This window comes from Hydrogenophaga sp. RWCD_12, from assembly GCF_046604225.1.
GTDB lineage: Bacteria > Pseudomonadota > Gammaproteobacteria > Burkholderiales > Burkholderiaceae_C > Hydrogenophaga.
In genome coordinates, this window is the sequence record NZ_JBKIXC010000001.1 from 455,325 (window position 1) to 475,247 (window position 19,923).

Genomic DNA, 19,923 nt, shown 5'->3' on the forward strand with positions numbered 1-19,923 from the left:
CCATGGCAAAGATCACCGCATCCGTTTTCACGTCGCACGTGCCCGCCATTGGCGCGGCCATGGACCTGGGCAAGACGACAGAAGACTACTGGAAGCCGCTGTTCGCGGGGTACGACTTCTCCAAGCAGTGGATGAAGGACAACAAGCCCGACGTCATCTTCCTCGTCTACAACGACCACGCCACGGCTTTCAGCCTGGAGATGATTCCGACGTTCGCCATCGGCACGGCGGCCGAGTTCACGCCGGCCGACGAGGGCTGGGGCCCGCGCCCGGTGCCCAAGGTGATCGGCCACCCCGATCTGGCCTCGCACATCGCGCAGAGCGTGATCCAGCAGGACTTCGACCTCACCATCGTCAACAAGATGGACGTGGACCACGGCCTGACCGTGCCACTGTCGCTCATGTGTGGCGAACTCGATCCGAAGAAGGACGCCTGGCCCTGCCCGGTGATCCCGTTCGCGGTCAACGTGGTGCAGTACCCCGTGCCGTCGGGCAAGCGTTGCTTCATGTTGGGCCAGGCCATTCGCAAGGCGGTCGAGAGCTACGACGACAACCTGAACGTGCACATCTGGGGCACGGGCGGCATGAGCCACCAGCTGCAGGGCGCGCGCGCCGGCCTGATCAACCGCGAGTGGGACAACGCCTGGCTTGACAAGATGATCGCCGACCCGGTGGGCTGCGCCGACACGCCACACATCGACTACGTGCGCGAAGCCGGCAGCGAAGGCATCGAGCTCGTGATGTGGCTGATCGCGCGCGGCGCCATGTCCGACATCGTCGATGGCAAGGTGCAGGGTACTGCGCCGACCGTGAAGCACCGCTTCTACCATGTGCCCGCCAGCAACACGGCGGTGGGCCACCTCATCCTGGAGAACAACTGACATGACCATCAAAGTCGCACTCGCCGGCGCCGGCGCCTTCGGCATCAAGCACCTGGACGGCATCCAGAACATCGACGGCGTAGAGGTTGTCTCGCTGATCAGCCGCGATCTGGAAAAGACCAAGGAAGTCGCCGACAAGTACGGCATCGGCCACATCACCACCAAGCTGGAAGACAGCCTGGCGCTCAAGGAAGTGGACGCCGTCATCCTCTGCACACCGACGCAGATGCACGCCGAGCAGACCCTGGCCTGCCTGAAGGCCGGCAAGCACGTGCAGGTGGAGATTCCGCTGGCCGACAGCCTCAAGGGCGCGGAAGAAGTGGTGGCCCTGCAGAAGCAGACCGGCCTGGTCGCCATGTGCGGCCACACCCGCCGCTTCAACCCCAGCCACCAGTACGTGAACCAGAAGATCACGGCCGGCGAATTCAATATCCAGCAGATGGATGTGCAGACCTACTTCTTCCGCCGCACCAACACCAACGCGCTGGGCCAGGCGCGCAGCTGGACCGACCACCTGCTGTGGCACCACGCCGCGCACACGGTCGACCTGTTCGCCTACCAGTGCAACAGCCCCATCGTGCAGGCCAACGCCATCCAGGGCCCGATCCATCCGGTGCTGGGCATCGCGATGGACATGAGCATCCAGCTCAAGGCCGCCAACGGCGCCATCTGCACGCTGAGCCTGAGTTTCAACAACGACGGGCCGCTGGGCACCTTCTTCCGCTACATCGGCGACACCGCGACCTACCTCGCGCGCTACGACGACCTGTTCACTGGCAAGGAAGAGAAGATCGACGTGAGCAAGGTGGCGGTGTCCATGAACGGCATCGAGCTGCAGGACCGCGAATTCTTCGCTGCGATCAAGGAAGGCCGCGAGCCGAACTCCAGCGTGGCCAAGGTGTTCAACTGCTACCAGGTGCTGCACAACCTCGAAAAGCAGCTGGCCTGATCCGGGGACGGCGGGCGGCGATATCCTTCGCGGATGAACTGGAAAACGCTCGCCTTTGTTGCGCTGGTCGGCTTTGGCGCCTACCAGACCTATCACAGCCGCCCGGTCCACCGGGCGCCAGGTGCCGTGGCGGCCGCCTTGCCGCAGCAGAGCGACGCGGGAGCGGCCGAGTTCCCGTTCAAGGGCTACACCCTGCAACCCTTGCAGGACTTCAGGATCGAGGCGCGGGTCCTGGCGAGCGAGACCTACCGGACAGACCGTGAAGCCGAGCTCTCCCCGGTCGATCTGGCGCTGGGCTGGGGCCGCATGTCCGACAGCGCGGTGCTCGACAAGGTCCGCATCAGCCAGGCCGGCCGTTTCTACGCCTGGCACGTCGATGAATTTCCGATTCCGCGCGAAGAGATCGAGCGCTCCAGCGCCAACATGCACATGATTCCGGCCGACGGCGCGATCGCTGGCCGCATCAAGGACGTGCGGCCCGGGCAGGTCGTGCGCATCCAGGGCTGGCTGGTCGAAGCCCGTGCCGGCGACGGCTGGCGCTGGCGCAGTTCACTCACCCGCAACGACACCGGCGCCGGCGCCTGCGAAGTCATCTTCGTGCGCGACCTTCAGGTGCTCTGAATCCATCTTTACCAGGGAATATTCCATGCAACAGCGACAACTCGGTTCCTTCAGCGTCGGCGCCATCGGTCTGGGCTGCATGAACATCTGCCACGCCTACGGCGCACCGGCCAGTTTCGAGGAGGCCGAGCGCCTGCTGCTGACCGCGCTCGACCACGGCGTCACCCACTTCGACACCGCTGCGCTTTATGGCTTCGGCCAGAGCGAGACCGTGGTCGGCAAGGTGCTGTCGAAGCACCGCGCGAAGTTCACGCTGGCCAGCAAGTGCGGCATGACCGGTGTGCCCAACGCCGAGGGCGTCAAGGTGCGTGTGATCGACGGCCATCCGGCCACGATCAAGGCCACCTGCGACGAAGCCCTGCAGCGTCTGCAGACCGAGGTGATCGATCTGTATTACCTGCACCGCTGGGACAAGCAGGTGCCGATCGAAGAGAGCGTGGGTGCGCTGGGCGATCTGGTGCGAGCAGGCAAGATCCGCAGCATCGGCCTGTCCGAGGTTTCGGCCTCGACCCTGCGCAAGGCGCACGCCGAGCACCCCATCGCGGCGCTGCAGACCGAATATTCGCTCTGGACCCGAAACCCGGAGATCGCGGTGCTGCAGGCCTGCCGCGAGCTGGGGGTGAGCTTCGTGGCGTTCAGCCCGGTGGCGCGCGGTTTCCTGTGCAGCCCGCTGGACGTGAACGCTCTGGATGCCAAGGACATCCGCCGCAGCATGCCGCGCTTCTCGCCCGAGAACCACGCGAAGAACGCGGCGCTGCTGCCGGCCTACAACGCCATGGCGGCCGAGGTCGGGTGCACGCCGTCGCAGCTGGCGATCGCCTGGCTGCTGCACCAGGGCGACGACATCCTGCCGATCCCGGGCACACGCAGCGTCGACCACCTGCTGGACGACCTCGGCGCTGCAAAAGTGTCTCTGTCGGCCGACGTGATCGCGCGCCTGAACGCTCTGATCAACCAGCACACGGTGCACGGCTCGCGCTACAACGCGCAGGGCAACAGCGAGGTCGACACCGAGGTGTTCTGACCCCGGTGCGCCCGCGCCGCCTCAGCCGTGGTCAGCCCTGGTTGAAGTGCGCGGGGCGCTTGTCCAGCCGGGCCCGCATGCCCTCGTGTTTGTCGGGGCTCGCGAACGACGTCTGGAAGGCATTGCGCTCGAACTCCAGACCGGCCGACAGCGGCGTTTCCATCGCCATCAGCACCGACTCCTTGACCAGACGCAGCGCGAGGGCCGGGAGTTCGCATAGTTGCTGCGCCATCGATATCGCACGGGCTTCCACTGCCTCGTCGTCCAGCACCTCGGCCACCAGGCCGATGCGGGCGGCGGTCTCTGCGTCAACGGGTTCGCCCAGCAGCAGCATCCTCATCGCGCCGAACTTGCCCAGCGCGCGGGTCAGCCTCTGCGTCGCGCCGCCGCCCGGCATGATGCCGACCTTGACTTCGGGCTGACCGAAGCGCGCGCTGCGCCCGGCCAGGATCAGGTCTGCGTGCAGCGCGAGTTCGCAGCCGCCGCCCAGCGCATGGCCACGCACGGCGGCGATCACCGGCTTCTTGCAGGCCGCGATGGCACCCCAGAGCAGGTCGTGGCGGCGCTGCAGCAGATCGATGGGGCTGGCGTCCACATATTCGCCGAGGTCGGCGCCAGCGCAGAAGGCCCTGGGGCCGCCTGCGAGAACGACCACGCGCACGGCAGGATCGGCGTCGAGCCGCCGGAAGGCTTCGGCCAGCGCGCGGCGCAACGCGAGGTTGAGCGCATTGAGCACCTCGGGCCGATGGATGCGCAGCACCACGACGCCATCGGCCGGGCGTTCCTCCAGAAGTGGGCTGTCGGCGACGGGGCTCATGCATCGCCTCCGCTGAACACCGGCGTGCGCTTTTCGAAGAAGGCTGCCACCGCTTCCGCATGGTCGGCCGTGTGGTGCGCCAGACCCTGCAGGCGCCCCGCGGCGTCGAGCGCTTCGTCCAGCGTGCCAGTGCGCGCCTGCTGCAACAGCTGTTTGGTCCAGCGCAGCACCTGCGGCGGGTTGGCGGCGATGCGTCCCGCCAGCTTCAACGCTTCGGGCAACAGCTCTTCTGGCGCGACCACACGCGAGACCAGACCGATGCGTTGTGCTTCGTCGGCGTCGATGGGGTCGCCGGTCAGTGCCATCTCGGCCGCGCGCGCATGGCCGATGACACGCGGCAGCAGCCAGCAGCCGCCGTCACCCGGGATGATGCCGACCTTGACGAAGCTTTCGGCAAAGCGCGCGGTGGTGGACGCGATGCGCAGGTCGCACATGCAGGCCAGGTCGTTGCCGGCGCCAATCGCCGGGCCGTTGACCGCAGCGATCAATGGCACCTGCAGCCGGGTCAGCGCGCGCGGAATGCGCTGGATGCCCTGGCGGTAGCGCTCGGTGATCTCGTCGGCCGACCCCGCGAACATGCCGATGCGGTCGCGCATCTCGGCCACGTTGCCGCCAGAGCAGAAGGCCGTGCCCGCGCCGGTGAGCACGGCGGCGCGCACCGACAGGTCGGCGTTGAGGTCGTCGACCAGCGATTCGAAGGCCGCGAACATCTCTTCGCCGCTGAGCGCGTTGCGCGTTTCGGGGCGGTTGAGCGTGATGAGCGCGACGTGGCCGCGGCGGGTGATGAGCAGGGGAGCCGTCATGTGGTTTCTCCAAGGTGTTCGATGGCCATGGCCACGCCCTGGCCCACGCCGACGCACATGGTGACCAGGCCGTAGCGGCCACCGGTGCGCTGCAGCTGTCGCGCAGCGGTGAGCACCAGACGCGCACCGCTCATGCCCAAGGGGTGGCCGAAGGCAATGGCACCGCCGTTGGGGTTCACGTGCGGCGCGTCATCGGGCAGGCCGAGCGCGCGGGTCACAGCCAGGCCCTGCGCGGCGAAGGCTTCGTTGAGTTCGATCACGTCGAAGTCCTGCACCCGCAGGCCGGTCTGTGCCAGCAGCTTGTGCACCGCCGACACCGGGCCGAAACCCATGACGCGCGGCGCGATGCCGGCGCTGGCGTAGCCGACGATGCGCACCAGCGGGCGCAGGCCATGCCGCGACACGGCGGACTCATTGGCGAGCAGCAGGGCGGCCGCACCGTCGTTCACGCCCGAGGAGTTGCCGGCGGTGACCGTGCCGTCCTTGCGGAAGGCGGGTTTGAGGGCGGCCAGGCTTTCGGCGGTGGTCTCGGCGCGCGGGTGTTCGTCTTTCGTGACCTGCGTGATCGCGCCTTTGCGGCCCGGCACGTCGACCGGCGTGATTTCTTCAGCAAGCACGCCCATGCGCATGGAAGCGGTGGCGCGCTGCTGGCTGCGCAACGCAAACGCGTCCTGGTCGGCGCGCGAGACGCCATGTTCGCGTGCCACGTTCTCGGCCGTCTCGCCCATGGCGTCGGTGCCGTGCATCTGCTCCATGCGCGGGTTCACGAAGCGCCAGCCGATGGTGGAGTCGTGGATTTCGGCATGGCGCGAAAACGCGGCCGTGGGCTTGGGCATGACCAGCGGCGCGCGGCTCATGCTCTCCACGCCACCTGCGATGGCGAGCTGGGCCTGGCCGGTGTGCAGCGCGCGTGCCGCCTGCGCCACGGCTTCCAGGCCCGAACCGCACAGCCGGTTCACCGTGACCGCCGGCACCTCGACCGGCAGGCCCGCGAGCAGCGCGCTCATGCGCGCCACGTTGCGGTTGTCCTCGCCGGCCTGGTTGACGCAGCCGTAGATGAGTTCGTCGATCAGCGCCGGATCGAGACCGGGATGGCGCGCCATCAGCGCACGGATCGGTATCGCGCCGAGATCGTCGGTGCGGACCGACGAGAGCGCACCACCGTAGCGCCCGATCGGCGTGCGCACCCCATCGCAGAGATAGGCGTCCATGCTCACAGACCCAGCACGCGCTCGGCGTTCCCGTGCATGATCTTTTCCATCACCTCGGGCTTGTAGCCCAGCTCGTCCCACTCGCGCAGGATGCGTTCATAGGGCAGGCTGGGGTAGTCGCTGCCGAACATGATCTTGTCCTGCAGGCGGCCGCGGATGTCGACCTTGAGGTTGCCCGGGAAGTGCTTGGGCGCCCAGCCCGACATCTCCCAGTACACATTGCCCTTGTGCAACGCGACGGCGGTGGTTTCGTCCACCCAGGGCCAGCCGGGATGGGCCATGATGATCTTGAGCTTGGGGAAGTCGGCCGCCAGCTGGTCGATGTGCTCGGGGTGCGCGTGGCGCACCAGAGCGCCGTTGCCGCCCGGCATGCCGGCGCCCATGCCCGTCGTGCCCACGTCCACCATCACCGCCGCGCCCATGGCGTTGATCTCTTCGAACAGCGGGTAGTAGCGGCGGTCGCTCACGGCGAAGTGCTGCATGATGGGGTGAAAGTGGAAGCCGATGAAGCCCAGCTCCCGGATCGCCTTGCGGGCCTGGATCATCGCGATCTCGCCCTTGGCCGGCTCCACCGCGCCCCAGCACTGGATGATGCGTTGCGGGTGGCGCTTCCACATGCCGTGCACGTATTCGTTGTTGCAAGGCGGGGCGGCCACGGTGGTCTCCAGGTCGAGTGCGACGAGACAGGCTTCGACGCCCGCGCCAGTGAACTCGGCCACCACGTCTTCTTCGCTCTTGCCCACCCAGTCGCGCTTCCAGTAGCGGGCGAGTTCGGCCGGGTACGGGCCTTGGGATTCGATCCAGGTGGGGGTGCCGGGGTAGCAGTGCAGGTCGATGATGCGCATGGCGTGTCTCTTGGTTGTTGGGGTCAGTGGGCTGCGGTGGAGGTCTGTTCGACCTGCAGCTTCTGGGCGACCAGTTCGCCCAGGGCCTTCTTGGACACCTTGCCGAAGGTCGAGACAGGGAAGTCGGGCAAGACCTCCAGTCGCTCGGGCAGCTTGAACTTGGCGATCTCCTTGGTCAGCAGGAAGCCCACCAGTTCCTTCAGGTGCAGCGTCTGGCCGGCCTTGAGGATCACGAAGGCGCACATCTTTTCGCCCATGGCCGCGTCGGGCATGGGCACGCAGGCCACGTTCTGCACCGCGGGGTGCATGAGGATCAGGTTCTCCACCTCCTCGGCGCTGATTTTTTCGCCACCCCGGTTGATCAGGTCCTTCTTGCGGCCCTCGACGATGTAGTTGCCGCTGGGGTGCTTGCGCATCAGGTCGCCGGAGCGGTAGAAGCCCTCGGGCGTGAACTGGCGCGCGTTGTACTCGGGCACGCCGTAGTAGCCGCGCAGCGTGTAGGGGCCACGCACGGTGAACTCGCCCACCTCACCGTCGGGCACCACGTTGCCTTCGTCGTCGAGCAACAGCACCTCGTCGTCCTCGCAGACCGGGCGGCCGCAGGTTTCCAGCTTGACCTCTTCCGGATCGCTGGCGCGCACGAACATCAGCGTGCCTTCGGACATGCCGAAGTTCTCCTGCACGAACACGCCCGGGATCAGCGCACGCGTCTTCGCGCGCACCTCGGGCTGCATGCGCTGGCCGCCGCTCTGGATCAGCTTCAGGCTGGACAGGTTGAAGTTCTCCACCGCCGGGTCGTTGATCAGGCGGATCAGCAGCGCCGGCACGACCTTCAGGTGCGTGGCCTTGTGCTTCTCGATCAGCGCGCACATCTCGGCCGGCCGCGTGTTGCCATGCAGGACGACCTTGGCGCCCTTGAACATGAAGCCCTGGATGCCCGGGCAGGCCAGCGGCAGGTTGTGTGCGATCGGCAGCACCAGCAGCAGCGTGGAGTCGGCGGTGATCTCGGTGACCTCGGCGGCCACCTTGGAGTTGTAGGCGTAGTCGTTGTTGGTGCGCGGGATCAGCTTGGGGATGCCGGTGGTGCCGCCCGATAGCTGGAAGATGCATGGGTCGGTCGGGTCGATCTGGATCTCGCTCAGGCGCGATGCGGGCAGCGTCGCGGGCTTGCGGATCAGTTCGCGCAACGACACCTCGCCCGCGCCGGCCTCACCCAGCACGATGCGGAACTTCAGCGACGGGTGCTCGGCCTGCACGCGGTTGATCACCGGCGCGAAGGCGAAGTCGCCCGCCGTGTCGGGATAGACCGCCGTCGTGGCGCCGGACAACTGAACGAACTGGCTGATCTCGGCGTAGCGGTGCGTGACCAGGGCGGCGATCGGGATGCAGCCGATCTTCTGCAGCGCGAAGTACAGCACCACGAACTCGTGCACGTTGGGCAGCGTGGGCACCACGCGGTCCAGCGGCTGCAGTCCCAGTTCGAGCAGGTTGAGCGCGAGGTTGGCGCTGACGCGGTCCAGTTCGGCGTAGGTGTAGACCTTGTCGCCGTCGATCAGCGCAATGCGGTCGGCGTAGCCCTGGAACACGGCGTCGAACTCCTGGGCCAGCGACCGGTCCTGCCAGTAGCCCTTGGCGCGGTAGCGCGCCGCGTATTCGGGGGGGAAGGGAACGAAACCTTCAAGCATGGAAGTCTCCTCGGGTGTCAGGTGGAACTCGTGAAGCCGCCGTCGATGACGACCACCTCGCCGGTGACAAAGCGCATGCCGGTGACCAGGTTCAGCATCACCTCGGCCACGTCGTCGGCGGTCACGCAGCGCTTGAGCGGCGTGGCCTTGGCGCGCGCACCCATGAGCGCGTCGTACTTGTCACCCAGCATGCGTTCCATCCAGTCGCCTTCCATCCAGCCCGGGGCGACAGCGTTCACGCGGATGTCCGGGCCCAGGTTCCAGGCCATCATCTTGGTCAGGCTCACCACAGCGGCCTTGCTGGCGGCGTACGGTGGCGGCTGCGGGCCGGGGCGCAGGCCCACGATGCTGGCGGTGTTGACGATGCAGGGCTCACCACCGGTCTCCTTGCTCTTGCGCAGCAGCGCCACCGCCGCACGCGTGACCTGGAAGTTGCCGCGCACGTTGACCGCAAAGGTGCGGTCCCAGGCGTCCATGTCCAGGCTCTCCAGGTCCTTGACCTTCCAGTTGGCGGTGGTGCCGGCGTTGTTGATCAGGGTGTCGAGATGACCGAAAGCTTCACCGACCTTGGCGAGCATCTGGCGCACGGCCGCGTCGTCGCTGACGTCGCACTGCAGCAGCAGGGTCTGGGCGCCCAGGGCCTGGGCTTCTGCGGCCACTTCCTGTGCTGCCTTGGCGCTGGAGGCGTAGTTGATGGCGACGTCGAAGCCGGCGCGGGCCAGGGCCAGCACGGCGCTGCGGCCGATGCCGGTGCCGCCGCCGGTGACGAGGGCTTTTTTGCGGGTACTCATGGAAATGCTCCGTGGAATGAAAGGGGTTACTGCGGCTGGATGCCGAGATCGGTGACGAGGCGCTTCATCGCCTTCTGCTGCTCGTCGAAGAAATCGCCTGCGGCCTTGACGCTGTCCTGGCGCGGGTAGACACCCATTTCATTGAGCCTGGCGGTGACTTCCGGGGAGGCGGTGATGCGGTTCACGTCGGCATTGATGCGCTCGACGATGGCGGCCGGCGTGCCGGCGGGCACGATGATCTGGAACCAGCCGATGGCTTCGTAGCCCGGATAGGTTTCGGCCACGGCGGGCACATCGATGCCCGGCAGGCGCTTGGCCGCGGTGACGCCGATCGCGCGCAGACGACCCGACTTGACGTGCTGCAGCAGGCCCGGCACGCCGTCGATGGTCAGCGTCGCGTCGCCGGACAGCACGGCAGTGACCGCTTCGGGCGGTGCGCGGAACGGCACGGTGAACAGGCCCATCGCGCCGGCCTTGCTGACCATCTCGCCGGCCAGGTGCGGCAGCGAGTTGAGCTGCGGCGCCGCGAAGTTGACCTTGCCCGGGTTGGCCTTGGCGTGTTTGGCCAGATCGGCCACCGAGTGGATGCCGCTGGACGCCGGCACCGCCAGCATCAGCGGGCTGATGCCCACCGTGGCGGCCGAGGCGAGTTCGGTGTCGGGATTGAACTGCGGGTTCTTGAACACCAGCGGCGTGATGGTGCCCATCGCGGCAGGCACGAAGCCGATGGTGTAACCGTCTGGGGTCGAGCGGGCCAGCGCCGACATCCCGGGAATGCCGCCGGCGCCGGGCTTGTTGTCCACCACCACGCCCTGGCCCCAGGCGGCCGAGAGCTTCTCGCCAATGATGCGGGCGATCACGTCGGGCGCGGCGCCCGCGCCCGCCGGCACGATCAGGCGCACGGGTTTGGTCGGCCACGCCTGGGCCATGGCGCCGGTGCTGGCAAGGGCCAGCAGCGAGAGGGTGGCCCGCAGCAGGCCGCGCTTGGAAATCAGTGTCATGTTTGTCTCCGTCTTGTGGTTCTGGACCGTCCCCGGGTTCGGGGTGGGGCGAACTCTAGGCAGAGGAAGAGATTCCAATAAGATGGCGCGATCTATAAAGTGATTTGATTAATGAATCGCCCATTGCGGACCGCCGAACATGAAGCTCGAACAGCTGCAGCACCTGATTGCCATCGTTGAACACGGCAGCCTGCGTGCGGCCGCGCGCCGGCTCGACGAACCTCAGCCCGCGCTGACGCGCAGCGTGCGGGCGCTGGAGCGGGAACTGGGGGTGGACCTGTTTGCGCGCCAGACCACAGGCATGGTGCTGACGGCAGAGGGCGTGCGTTTTCACCGCCGCGCCTGCGCGATTGCCAACGAGGCGCGGCGCGCGCGCGAGGAGGTGCAGCAGCCGGGGCCGGGCTACGAGGGCACGGTGTCGGTGGCGCTGTCCATCATGCCGCACCTGGGCATGCTGCCCGAGGCGTTGCCGGTGTTCCGCCGCACCTATCCCAAGGTCAAGCTGAGCATCACCGAGAGCCTGTTGCCGGCGGTCGAGGGTGCACTGCGCGACGGCAGCATCGACTTCTACCTCGGCGCCGCGCCGCGCCTCAAGCCCGCACCGGGCCTGGCGCTGCAGCACCTGTGCGACAACACGCGTGTGGTGGTCTGCCGCAAGGGGCATCCGCTGGCGCGGGTGCGCAGCCTCAAGGCACTGGCGAACGCCGAATGGGCCGCGACCACCATCGACCACAACGCCGAGGAAGACCTGGCGCGGCTGTTCGGCGCACACGGCCTCGAAGCGCCGCGCGTGATGCTGCGCGCGCACTCGGCACTGTCGGTGCAGGTGGCGCTGGCCCAGACCGACCTGCTGGCGATGCTGCCGAAGCAGTGGATGAGCTTTGCGATGACCCGCGATGTGCTGGACGTGGTGCCGGTGCGCGAGGTGTTGCCGGCGCCGGCCATCGTCCTGGTGCGCCGACCCGACCTGCCGCTGTCGCCGCCGTCCGAATTCTTCTGCGACGTGTTGCTGCGCGGCCTGCCGCGCGACTGACCCTTCGGGTCAGCTCACGCGGCGCAGACCCGGTGCACGAAGGCCGCCAGTGGTCCGCCGACGGTGCTGTCGTCGCTGCCCAGCGAGGCACCGGGGGTGAAATGGTCGTGGCCGCGCCACCAGTGCAGTTCGGGCGCGTAGCCTTGTTGCGTGACCAGGCGTGCAAAGAGTTCGCCAGCCTGCACCTGCATCTGCAGCAGGTCGCGCTCGGCAGCCGCGATCAGCAGCGGGAAGGGCGGTGCATCGACCTGGTCCACCGTGCTGGCCTGTGCCCAAAGCGAAGAGTCCTCGCCGAAGTAGGCGTTGTTGCGGATGTCGGGCGAGGGAATGCCCAGCGCATTCGCGGCTTGTGCTTCGAGACCGGCGTTGTAGGGGCCGGAGAGCAGGGCCGCGCCGGCGATGCGCCAAGCTTCGGGCTGGAAGCGGGTCATCAGCGTCGCGGCGGCCACGTGCGCAGCGCCGGCCGACTCGCCGATCAGCACGATGCGGGCAGGACTACCGCCCCACCCGGTGGCGTGTTCGCGCACGAACTGCCAGACCGCAACGACATCCTCCGCACCGCTGGGCCAGCGGTGATCGGGCGCGAGCCGGTAGTTCGCGAGCACGGTCACGAACCCCTGCGCTGCGCCCCAGGCGCCGACGTTGGCCCGGTCGCGCTTGTCGCCGCGGATGAAGCCGCCGCCGTGGAAGAACACAAGCACCGGCGCGTCCTGAACACCGGCCGGACGGAATACGTCCAGCCGCTGCCTCGCGTGCGGCCCGTAGGCCAGGTCGGTCAGGAGAGAGGCGGCATCGAACATGGGTGTGACAGCGTTGGAACGGACCCGCACTGTAGGACGCGGGCCTTTCGCACGCCAGATGCCGTTTTCCCGGCCGTGATGCGTTCAGTGCATCACCCGGGCCTGTGTGACGCTTACCGCGCCTTGAGGAAGTCGCCGACCTCCAGCAGGATCAGCTCGTTGTCGTCGGCCTGGTTGGGCGAGCGGCTGCTGGAGAACGGCAGGTTGTTGTCGTTGCCGACCACGATGTGGGTTGCGTCGACCACCTCCACGTTTTCGATGGTGAAGAACGGGAAGCTGAGTTCGCCATTCACCAGCGGCTTGCGCGCCAGCTTGGCCGGATCGGCGATGTGCAGCAGGTCGATGTAGCCGATCTTGCGTAGCGGAGCGCCGACGTTCGCTTCGGTCAGCTCGATCTTGTAGACCCGCTTGAACTGCGGCAGGTCGTGGAAGCAGTCGGGGCGTTTCTCGCCCGCCGGGCAGGCCTTGTCGGGCGTGCCTTCGCCGTTGTCGCGCTCGATGATCAGGCCGGTGGTGGCGTCGATCATGTTGAAGTCGCCGATGGCGTGGTGGTTGGCTTCGAGCACATACTTCCAGTGCCGGCCGGTCCAGCGTTCGGTCTTCACGTCGAACTCCAGCACGCGCAGGTACTGCTTGCCGTCCACCGTTTCGTAGGCCTTGGACGCGTCGTCCCACAGCGCGCCTTCGAGCAGGGCGTAGAGCTTGCTGCCGTCGGGTGACGAGGCCATGCCTTCGTAGCCCTTGGAGCGGCGTGACTGGAACTTCACCTCGCCACCGGGCGCGCCCGGGGTGGTGACCGAAGGATGGTCGGGCGAGACGATGGTCTTGCCATCCACCTTCGTTTCAATGACGGCCCGTACCCGACCCTTCATGTCGGTCTTGATGAGGTACGGACCAAACTCGTCGCCGATCCAGATCTCGTCGCCGATGATCTGGACGCTTTCGGTGTCGAAATCGGAGCCCGTCAGGTAGCGCTCCTTGGTGCCTTCGTGGACGATGCGGAACGGCACCTTCTTGTCGGGGTCGTGCAGGAACACGGTCTGCTGGCGCTTGAACTGGCCCGACTTGAAATCCACCGCGTAGCGGTTGAGGTAGAGCATGAAGTCGGGCGAGTTGGCCTTGGAGCCGGCGCCGTTGTCGGTCAGCAGCCAGAAGCTGCCGTCGGCCATGCGCTTGATGCCGGAATGTCCCTGCACGGGCTGGCCCTTGAACGGCAGCGACACGCCGGTGGAGCGACCGGCCGACTTGCCTTCGACCGTGCCGATGGCTTCGACGCGCTGGCTGGTGGTGAACTTGCCACTGAGCTGCAGGTCGGCGGGTGCGTCCTTGGGCGCGGCAATGAAGCTTTGTGCCGGGAGGATGGCGTGACCCGACAGGGTGGCCGGGAAGGAAGTCTGGGCGTGGGCGCTGCCCAGGGCCAGGGAAATCAGTGCGGGCAGGAACCGAAGTGCGTGGGGCATGGTGTCGTCGTCGAAGGGTGGTCGGACGGCGCAGCATCTGCTGCACCGCCGAACAGCTTCGCCGGTCAACATGAAACCGGGACGACAGCGGCGTGACGACGGAGTGACGGTTCAGGCGCCGCCGCGGAACAGCGAGAAGCCCCAGGCCGTGAACTTGAACGGCAGGTGGTAGTGCTGCGCCACGTCGGCGATGTGAAAGCGGTAGGGAACCACTTCCAGAAACCCCGGGCCGGGCGCAGCGTGACCCAGTGTCCGGTAGAAGTCGCCGACAAAGAAGCGCACCTCGTAGCCGCCAGAGGTGATGGCATCGCCCATCAACGCCGGATCCGCGAGCAACCCATTGGCGCCGATCTGGCCCTGCGCGAGCAGCGGACCCGTCGGCTCGCCATCGGGTCCCAGCCGTTGCAGCGTGACACGCAGCCCAGTGGCCACGCGACCGCTGGCCACGTCCACGCAATGGATGGAGACGCCTCCGCCCATGGCTCAGTTCAGCCGTGCGCCGGAAGCCTTGACCTCCGGTGCCCACTCGGTCACCTGGTCGGCCACGAACTTCGAGAATTCCGCCTGGCTCATCTTCTCCGGCGTGACGCCGAGGTCGGCCAGACGCTTCGCCACATCGGGACGGGCGACGACTTCGGCCACGGCGGCGTGCACCTTGTCGACCACTTCCTTGGGCACGCCGGCCGGTGCAGAGATGCCCAGGAAGTTTTCGGCCAGCAGCTTGGGGTAGCCCACCTCGACCACCGACGGCACGCCAGGCACCATCGGGGAGCGGCTGCGCGAGGTGACGGCGATGCCCACCAGCTTGCCGTCCTTCATGTAGGGCACGTTCTGTGTCAGCGTGTCCACCGCGAACTGCAGCTGGCCGCCCAGCAGGTCGGTGTGCATCGGCGACGAGCCCTTGTAGGGCACGTGTTCCATCTTCAGCTTGTACTGGTTCTTGAACACCTCGCCGATGATGTGGCCGATCGAGCCGACACCGCCAGACCCGTAGTTGACCGGTGTGGATTGGGAGTTGATCCACTTGATCAGCTCGGGCAGCGTCTTGGCCGGCACCGAGGGATTGACCACGAACACGTTCGGCACCGAGCCGATGTAGGCGATGTGGGTGAAGCTCTTGATGGGGTCGTAGGGCGACTTGTCCATCATGAACGGCGAAATGCTCATCGGCGCGGTGTTCGACAGCAACAGCGTGTAGCCGTCGGGCGCCGCCTTGGCCACGTCGTTGGCGCCGATGGTGCTGCCCGCACCCGGCTTGTTCTCGACGATCACGGTCTGCCCGAGCTTCTCCTGCAGGCCCGGCTGCAGCAGGCGGGCCACGATGTCGGACGATCCGCCGGGGGCGAAAGTGACGACGATCTTGATCGGCTTGGCTGGCCAGGCCTGGGCATGGACCACGGCAGGCGCCAGGGGCAGCAGGACGCTGGCGGCAAGGACGAGACGGCGGGGCATGTTCATGATGGGCTTCCTGCGAGGGTGGGTGGGGTGTCGGGGGAGGGATGCGGAGTCGGGTCGTCGGTCACGGTGCGTTCCAGCCTGCCGCGCATCACTTCGCAGACCTGCTCCAGCGCAGTGCGACGCTCGGTGACGTCGTCGTGGGTCAGGCGCTGTTCAACGTCGGTGAGCACCGAGTCCAGCGAGGCGTGCAGGCGCAGCGCGGCGATGAAGGGGAAGCCGAAGCGCTCGCGGTAGCGTCGGTTGAGGTCCTCGATGCGGCGGACGGTGGGCGCATCCAGCCGCAGCAGCCCCAGACGGCCTTGTTCGGACTGCGAGTCGGTGGTCATGCTGCCCGCGCGCGCTTCCTGTCCGGCCAGCTCGGGGTGGACCCGCAGCAGCGCCAGCTGTTCCTCGTCGCCCGCACCACGGATCTCGGCCGCCAGGGCGTCGAAGAGCGCCTGGCGGGTCGCGAAGGGCCCGCGGCTCCAGGCCCGCCGCGCCACCCAGGGCGAGTGTTCCACCAATGAGCCAAGCCGGTCCGCAAAGCGGTCCTGTTCCAGCGTCCGGATCGACGCCAGGCTCAGGGAAGTGTGGGTTGGGGAGGACATGACAGCCGCAGTGTGCGATCCGCTTGCATTGCTGTCCATCGCATAATTGAACACATTGCATTCTGTTTTTTCGCACAGATGAGCAACCTCAACAACCTGCTGCACCCCAAGGCCTTGCGTTACATCGCTGCCGTCGCACAGCTCGGGTCGGTCCAGGCGGCGTCGCGCGAGGTGTCGATTTCGGCCTCGGCCATCGACCGCCACATCCTCATGCTGGAGGAGGATCTGGGGCTGCCGCTGTTCGAGCGTCAGCCGCGCGGCATGCGGTTGACGGCCGCTGGAGAGTTGCTGCTGGCGCTGTCGCAGCGCTGGAAGGCCGACCTCAACCGCACGCTCTCGGACATCAAGCACTTGCAGGGCGTGAGCCATGGCCAGCTGAGGCTGGCGGCGATGGACAGCCACACCAATGGCTTCCTGCCCGAGTTCGTGCAACTGGTCGCCCAGGAACATCCGGGCATCGTGCTCGAAGTCGATGTGCTCAGCCCGGACGAGGCGGTGCAGCGCCTGCGCGAAGGCGAGGTCGATCTGGCGATCGTGTTCAACCTCAAGCCCTCGCGCGAGGTGCATGTCGTCGCCAGTGCGGAGTTACCGCTGGGCTGTGTCGTGGCGCCGGACCACCCGCTGGCGGGCCTGGCGCAGGTCGGGTTCAAGGACGTGGCGGCCTGGCCGCTGGCGGCCCAGAGCCGGGCGCTGGCGATCCGCCGCTACCTGGAAAAGCGGCACAACTGGCTGCTGCAGGAGGCGCGCCCGCCACTGGTCACCAATTCGCTGCAGCTGGTCAAGCGCCTGGTGCGCAGCGGCAGCCATGTGGCTCTCACTTCCGAGCTGGATGCGGGACCCGAAATCCTGAAAGGGCAGCTGCGCTTCATTCCCCTGCAGGACCGAAGCGCCCAGCCGCAGACCGTCGGCGTCGCCATCAGCGCCACCCGGGCTCAGTCGCGCATGGCGCGCGTTCTGGCCGAGCGACTGGGCGTGCACCTCACGGAGTACCTGGCGCGCGTGCGGCAGGCCGGTGCTGAAACAAACCGAAAAAAAGCGAGACCGCGCTGACACCCGGCGGCGGGTCCGCGCCGGCACCATGACGGTCATGTTCAACCGCTTCCCGAAAGGAACACCGTCATGAAACCCTGGATCAAACGCTCTCTCATTGGCCTGGCCGTCGCCACCGTGGCGCTGGGCGGCCTCACCGCCTGCGGTTCGCGCGGCGACCACGCCCGCGGCTGGAGCGACGAGAAGATCACCGAGATGCGCGGCAAGGCGGTCGAGAAGATCAGCGGCAAGCTCGATCTCAACGCCGAGCAGAAGGCCAAGCTGGGCGTGCTGGCCGATGAGATGATTGCCTCGCGCAAGGCCTTCCGCGGCGAGTCGGCCAACCCGCGAGCCGACATGGCCACGCTGATCGCCGGCGACAAGTTCGACCGCAGCAAGGCCCAGCAGATGCTGGATCAGAAGACCACCGTGTTGCAGGGCCAGGGGCCCAAGGTCGTGGCCGCCTTCGGCGACTTCTACGACAGCCTCAACCCCGAGCAGCAGAAGCAGGTGCGCGAGAAGATGGAGCGCCGTGGTCATGGCTGGTGGGGCCGTGGCTGACGCCATCCACGTGCTCGCCCGGCAGGGCCGCCCGCACACGGCGGCCCTGCTGGCCGGTGCCGACGACCCGCACGCCGAGCTGCTGACCCTGTTCTGGGGGCCACAGTTCGACCGCGAACACGCGCTCGCGCTCTGGGCGCGCTTTTCGCAGCACCAGCCGGTCGAGGCCGTGCCGCTGCTGCCCGAGTTGCTGTCGGTCGGCGAGCGCTTCGACGCCCTGGCCCGAGACGAGCAGCACCGGCTGCGCCGCCTGATCCTGCGCCACCGCGCCCTGTCAGAATGAACCGATGAACCGCATCCTGCTGATCGACGACGACGAAAACCTGGGACCACCGCTGGCCGCCTACTTCCAGCGCTTCGAGCTGCAACTGGTCCACGCCACGCGGCCCAGTACCGGGCTGGCGCAGTTGCGCGGCGGCGGTTTCGATGCGGCGATCCTGGACGTCATGCTGCCCGAGATGGACGGCTTCGAGCTGTGCCGCACCATCCGCAAGGACAGCGACATCCCCATCGTCATGTTGACCGCGCGCGGCGAGGTGATGGACCGCATCGTCGGGCTGGAGATCGGTGCCGACGACTACCTGCCCAAGCCCTTCGAGCCGCGCGAACTGGTGGCCCGGCTGCAGACCGTGCTGCGCCGGCTCAAGCCCAATGGCAACGGCCATGCCGCCGTGCTCAGTGCCGCACCGACGCTGAAGTTCGAGGGGCTGGAGATCGACACCGCGCGCCGCAGCGTCCTGCGCCAGGGCGAGGCCATCGAACTGACGGGCACCGAATACGAGCTGCTGCTGATGCTGGCCCGCGAGCCTGGACGGGTGTTCAGCCGCGACGACATCCTCAACCAGTTGCGCGGCCACGAAGTCGACCTCTACACGCGGGCGGTCGACATCGTCGTCAGTCGCCTGCGCAAGAAGCTGGAGCCGCTGGACTGCATCAAGACCTTGCGCAACGCCGGCTACTCGCTGGCGTTGCGCCGGGAGGCCGAATGAGGCCAGAGAGAAAGTCGGCCTGGCGCCGCGCCAAGCACCGCATTGCACACTCGATCAAGCTGCGCATGGTGCTGGTGTTCCTGGTGCTGGCGGCGGCGCTGAGCTTCGTGTTCTTCACCGGCGCACAGAAAGCCTTCACCATGGGCTGGCGCGACGCCGCGCGCCCGATCCTGATGGACTACGTGGACCGGCTCGCACTTGAGGTCACCGGCGGCGGGACACCTTCGGTTGAACGTGCCCGGTCCATCACCCAGCGCCTGCCGCTGACGGTGCGCATCAGCGGACCGGTGGTCACCTGGGCCTCGCATCCCGACCAGGGTCCGCCCGACTGGATCCGCGCCCGCACCGACGAAGTTCCCGCCGTGGGTCAGGACTGGGGCAACGGCAAAGACTGGCCGCGCATCCTGCACCGCCAGACCGCCGACGGCCACACCATCGAGTTCGGCATCAACGGGGACGCCTTCGAGCACAAGCCGCGCATGATCGGCTACCTGCTGGGCGCACTGCTGCTGCTCACGCTGATGGCCTGGATGTACGTGCGGCGACTGCTCAAGCCGCTGGACGCGATCGGCGAAGGCGCCCGGCGTTTCGGCGCCGGCGACTTCAGCCAGCCGATCCCCGACCGCTGCGTGCACGGCCCCGACGAGCTGGGTGAACTCGCGCAGACCATCAACACCATGGGCCGCGACATCCACCAGATGCTCGAGGCCAAGCGCGCGCTGCTGCTGGCGATCAGTCACGAATTGCGCAGCCCGCTCACGCGCGCACGGCTCAACGCCGAGCTGCTGCCCGAGTCGGCCGAGGTCAACCCACAGCGTGACGCGCTGCTGCGCGACCTGCAGGAGATGGCGCTTCTGATTTCCGATCTGCTGGAGAGCGAACGTCTGGCCGGCCACCACGCAGCGCTGCAGCGCGAGCCTACCGACCTGGCGGCGCTGGCGCGGTCGGTGGTGCAGGATCTTGGCGCCCGCCATGCGGGTGCGTCGCAGGTGACCGTGGATGCACCGACCGACTTGCCGTCCGTGGCGGTTGACCCTGCGCGCGTGCGCCTGCTGATCCGCAACCTGCTGGACAACGCCCTGCGCCACGGCGCAGGTGCGGGGCAGGCACCGATCGTCCGGCTTGCCGTGGAAGGACAGAAGGTCCGCATCGAGGTGCGCGACCATGGACCCGGTGTGCCCGAGGACCAGATCGAGCAGCTGGCGCAGGCGTTCTACCGGCCCGACAGTGCGCGCACCCGCAGCGCCGGCGGCGTGGGGCTGGGTCTCTATCTGTGCCGGCTGGTAGCCAAGGCCCACGGCGGCAGCTTCGAGGTGCGCAACGCCCAGCCCGGTCTGCAGGTGACGGTCACGCTGTCGCTGGTTTGATCGCGGTCATC

The 19,923-nt window shown here is 67.5% G+C and carries 22 protein-coding genes; 10 read left to right on the forward strand and 12 right to left on the reverse strand.

Features of this window, described 5'->3' with window-relative positions:
* Positions 1–2: 2 nt before the first annotated feature.
* Genes ACLIJ1_RS02190 through ACLIJ1_RS02205 form a run of 4 tightly spaced genes read left to right on the forward strand, consistent with a single transcriptional unit; the run spans position 3 to position 3,475 of the window.
* A complete protein-coding gene (locus ACLIJ1_RS02190; RefSeq protein ID WP_411364769.1) occupies positions 3–881 on the forward strand; it encodes a class III extradiol dioxygenase subunit beta in 879 nt (292 codons plus the stop codon).
* 1 nt (position 882) lies between these two features.
* Complete coding sequence (locus ACLIJ1_RS02195; RefSeq protein ID WP_411363839.1) at positions 883–1,830, forward strand: Gfo/Idh/MocA family oxidoreductase; 948 nt, start codon at positions 883–885, stop codon at positions 1,828–1,830.
* Positions 1,831–1,863: 33 nt separating this feature from the next.
* Entirely contained in the window at positions 1,864–2,451 is a 588-nt protein-coding gene (locus ACLIJ1_RS02200; RefSeq protein ID WP_411363840.1) for a hypothetical protein, read from the forward strand.
* Positions 2,452–2,476: 25 nt separating this feature from the next.
* Positions 2,477–3,475, forward strand: a complete 999-nt coding sequence (locus ACLIJ1_RS02205; RefSeq protein ID WP_411363841.1) for an aldo/keto reductase — start codon at positions 2,477–2,479, stop codon at positions 3,473–3,475.
* 31 nt (positions 3,476–3,506) lie between these two features.
* Here ACLIJ1_RS02205 and ACLIJ1_RS02210 read toward each other — a convergent pair whose 3' ends face one another.
* Genes ACLIJ1_RS02210 through ACLIJ1_RS02240 form a run of 7 tightly spaced genes read right to left on the reverse strand, consistent with a single transcriptional unit; the run spans position 3,507 to position 10,628 of the window.
* Positions 3,507–4,292: an enoyl-CoA hydratase-related protein gene (locus ACLIJ1_RS02210; protein WP_411363842.1), complete on the reverse strand. Its 786-nt coding sequence runs from the start codon at positions 4,290–4,292 to the stop codon at positions 3,507–3,509.
* Complete coding sequence (locus tag ACLIJ1_RS02215; RefSeq protein ID WP_411363843.1) at positions 4,289–5,095, reverse strand: crotonase/enoyl-CoA hydratase family protein; 807 nt, start codon at positions 5,093–5,095, stop codon at positions 4,289–4,291. Before ACLIJ1_RS02215 ends, ACLIJ1_RS02210 begins: the two co-directional genes overlap by 4 nt.
* Positions 5,092–6,306 carry a 3-oxoadipyl-CoA thiolase gene (gene pcaF, locus ACLIJ1_RS02220; RefSeq protein ID WP_411363844.1) on the reverse strand — a complete coding sequence of 405 codons (1,215 nt, stop codon included), beginning with the start codon at positions 6,304–6,306 and terminating at the stop codon, positions 5,092–5,094. Before pcaF ends, ACLIJ1_RS02215 begins: the two co-directional genes overlap by 4 nt.
* A 2-nt stretch (positions 6,307–6,308) precedes the next feature.
* Positions 6,309–7,151, reverse strand: a complete 843-nt coding sequence (locus ACLIJ1_RS02225) for an amidohydrolase family protein (RefSeq protein ID WP_411363845.1) — start codon at positions 7,149–7,151, stop codon at positions 6,309–6,311.
* A 23-nt stretch (positions 7,152–7,174) separates the two neighbouring features.
* The gene (locus ACLIJ1_RS02230; RefSeq protein ID WP_411363846.1) at positions 7,175–8,836 is read right to left on the reverse strand and encodes a (2,3-dihydroxybenzoyl)adenylate synthase; all 1,662 of its coding nucleotides are present in this window, start codon (positions 8,834–8,836) and stop codon (positions 7,175–7,177) included.
* A gap of 17 nt (positions 8,837–8,853) precedes the next feature.
* A complete protein-coding gene (locus ACLIJ1_RS02235; RefSeq protein ID WP_411363847.1) occupies positions 8,854–9,627 on the reverse strand; it encodes an SDR family NAD(P)-dependent oxidoreductase in 774 nt (257 codons plus the stop codon).
* Between the two features lie 26 nt (positions 9,628–9,653).
* Complete coding sequence (locus ACLIJ1_RS02240; RefSeq protein WP_411363848.1) at positions 9,654–10,628, reverse strand: Bug family tripartite tricarboxylate transporter substrate binding protein; 975 nt, start codon at positions 10,626–10,628, stop codon at positions 9,654–9,656.
* A 139-nt stretch (positions 10,629–10,767) separates the two neighbouring features.
* Here ACLIJ1_RS02240 and ACLIJ1_RS02245 point away from each other — a divergent pair, with 139 nt between their 5' ends.
* Positions 10,768–11,661: a LysR family transcriptional regulator gene (locus ACLIJ1_RS02245; RefSeq protein WP_411363849.1), complete on the forward strand. Its 894-nt coding sequence runs from the start codon at positions 10,768–10,770 to the stop codon at positions 11,659–11,661.
* Between the two features lie 14 nt (positions 11,662–11,675).
* Here ACLIJ1_RS02245 and ACLIJ1_RS02250 read toward each other — a convergent pair whose 3' ends face one another.
* The 5 genes from ACLIJ1_RS02250 to uraD all read right to left on the reverse strand — a co-directional run bounded on the left by ACLIJ1_RS02250 (position 11,676) and on the right by uraD (position 15,966).
* A complete protein-coding gene (locus tag ACLIJ1_RS02250) occupies positions 11,676–12,461 on the reverse strand; it encodes an alpha/beta hydrolase (RefSeq protein WP_411363850.1) in 786 nt (261 codons plus the stop codon).
* Positions 12,462–12,574: 113 nt separating this feature from the next.
* The gene (locus ACLIJ1_RS02255) at positions 12,575–13,921 is read right to left on the reverse strand and encodes an esterase-like activity of phytase family protein (RefSeq protein WP_411363851.1); all 1,347 of its coding nucleotides are present in this window, start codon (positions 13,919–13,921) and stop codon (positions 12,575–12,577) included.
* Between the two features lie 111 nt (positions 13,922–14,032).
* Complete coding sequence (locus ACLIJ1_RS02260; RefSeq protein WP_411363852.1) at positions 14,033–14,401, reverse strand: hydroxyisourate hydrolase; 369 nt, start codon at positions 14,399–14,401, stop codon at positions 14,033–14,035.
* A gap of 3 nt (positions 14,402–14,404) precedes the next feature.
* Entirely contained in the window at positions 14,405–15,379 is a 975-nt protein-coding gene (locus tag ACLIJ1_RS02265) for a Bug family tripartite tricarboxylate transporter substrate binding protein (protein ID WP_411363853.1), read from the reverse strand.
* Positions 15,376–15,966 (reverse strand): 2-oxo-4-hydroxy-4-carboxy-5-ureidoimidazoline decarboxylase, encoded by a 591-nt coding sequence (gene uraD, locus ACLIJ1_RS02270; RefSeq protein WP_411363854.1) that lies wholly within the window; start codon positions 15,964–15,966, stop codon positions 15,376–15,378. The genes ACLIJ1_RS02265 and uraD overlap by 4 nt, the downstream gene beginning before the upstream one ends.
* 78 nt (positions 15,967–16,044) lie before the next feature.
* Between uraD and ACLIJ1_RS02275 the strand changes: the two genes are divergently transcribed.
* The 5 genes from ACLIJ1_RS02275 (at position 16,045) to ACLIJ1_RS02295 (ending at position 19,912) form a co-directional block, all read left to right on the forward strand.
* Entirely contained in the window at positions 16,045–17,016 is a 972-nt protein-coding gene (locus ACLIJ1_RS02275) for a LysR family transcriptional regulator (RefSeq protein WP_411363855.1), read from the forward strand.
* Between the two features lie 69 nt (positions 17,017–17,085).
* Positions 17,086–17,556: a Spy/CpxP family protein refolding chaperone gene (locus ACLIJ1_RS02280; protein ID WP_411363856.1), complete on the forward strand. Its 471-nt coding sequence runs from the start codon at positions 17,086–17,088 to the stop codon at positions 17,554–17,556.
* Complete coding sequence (locus ACLIJ1_RS02285) at positions 17,549–17,839, forward strand: hypothetical protein (RefSeq protein WP_411363857.1); 291 nt, start codon at positions 17,549–17,551, stop codon at positions 17,837–17,839. The genes ACLIJ1_RS02280 and ACLIJ1_RS02285 overlap by 8 nt, the downstream gene beginning before the upstream one ends.
* A 4-nt stretch (positions 17,840–17,843) precedes the next feature.
* Positions 17,844–18,545 (forward strand): response regulator transcription factor, encoded by a 702-nt coding sequence (locus tag ACLIJ1_RS02290; RefSeq protein WP_411363858.1) that lies wholly within the window; start codon positions 17,844–17,846, stop codon positions 18,543–18,545.
* Complete coding sequence (locus tag ACLIJ1_RS02295; RefSeq protein ID WP_411363859.1) at positions 18,542–19,912, forward strand: ATP-binding protein; 1,371 nt, start codon at positions 18,542–18,544, stop codon at positions 19,910–19,912. The genes ACLIJ1_RS02290 and ACLIJ1_RS02295 overlap by 4 nt, the downstream gene beginning before the upstream one ends.
* The last annotated feature ends 11 nt before the right edge of the window (positions 19,913–19,923 follow it).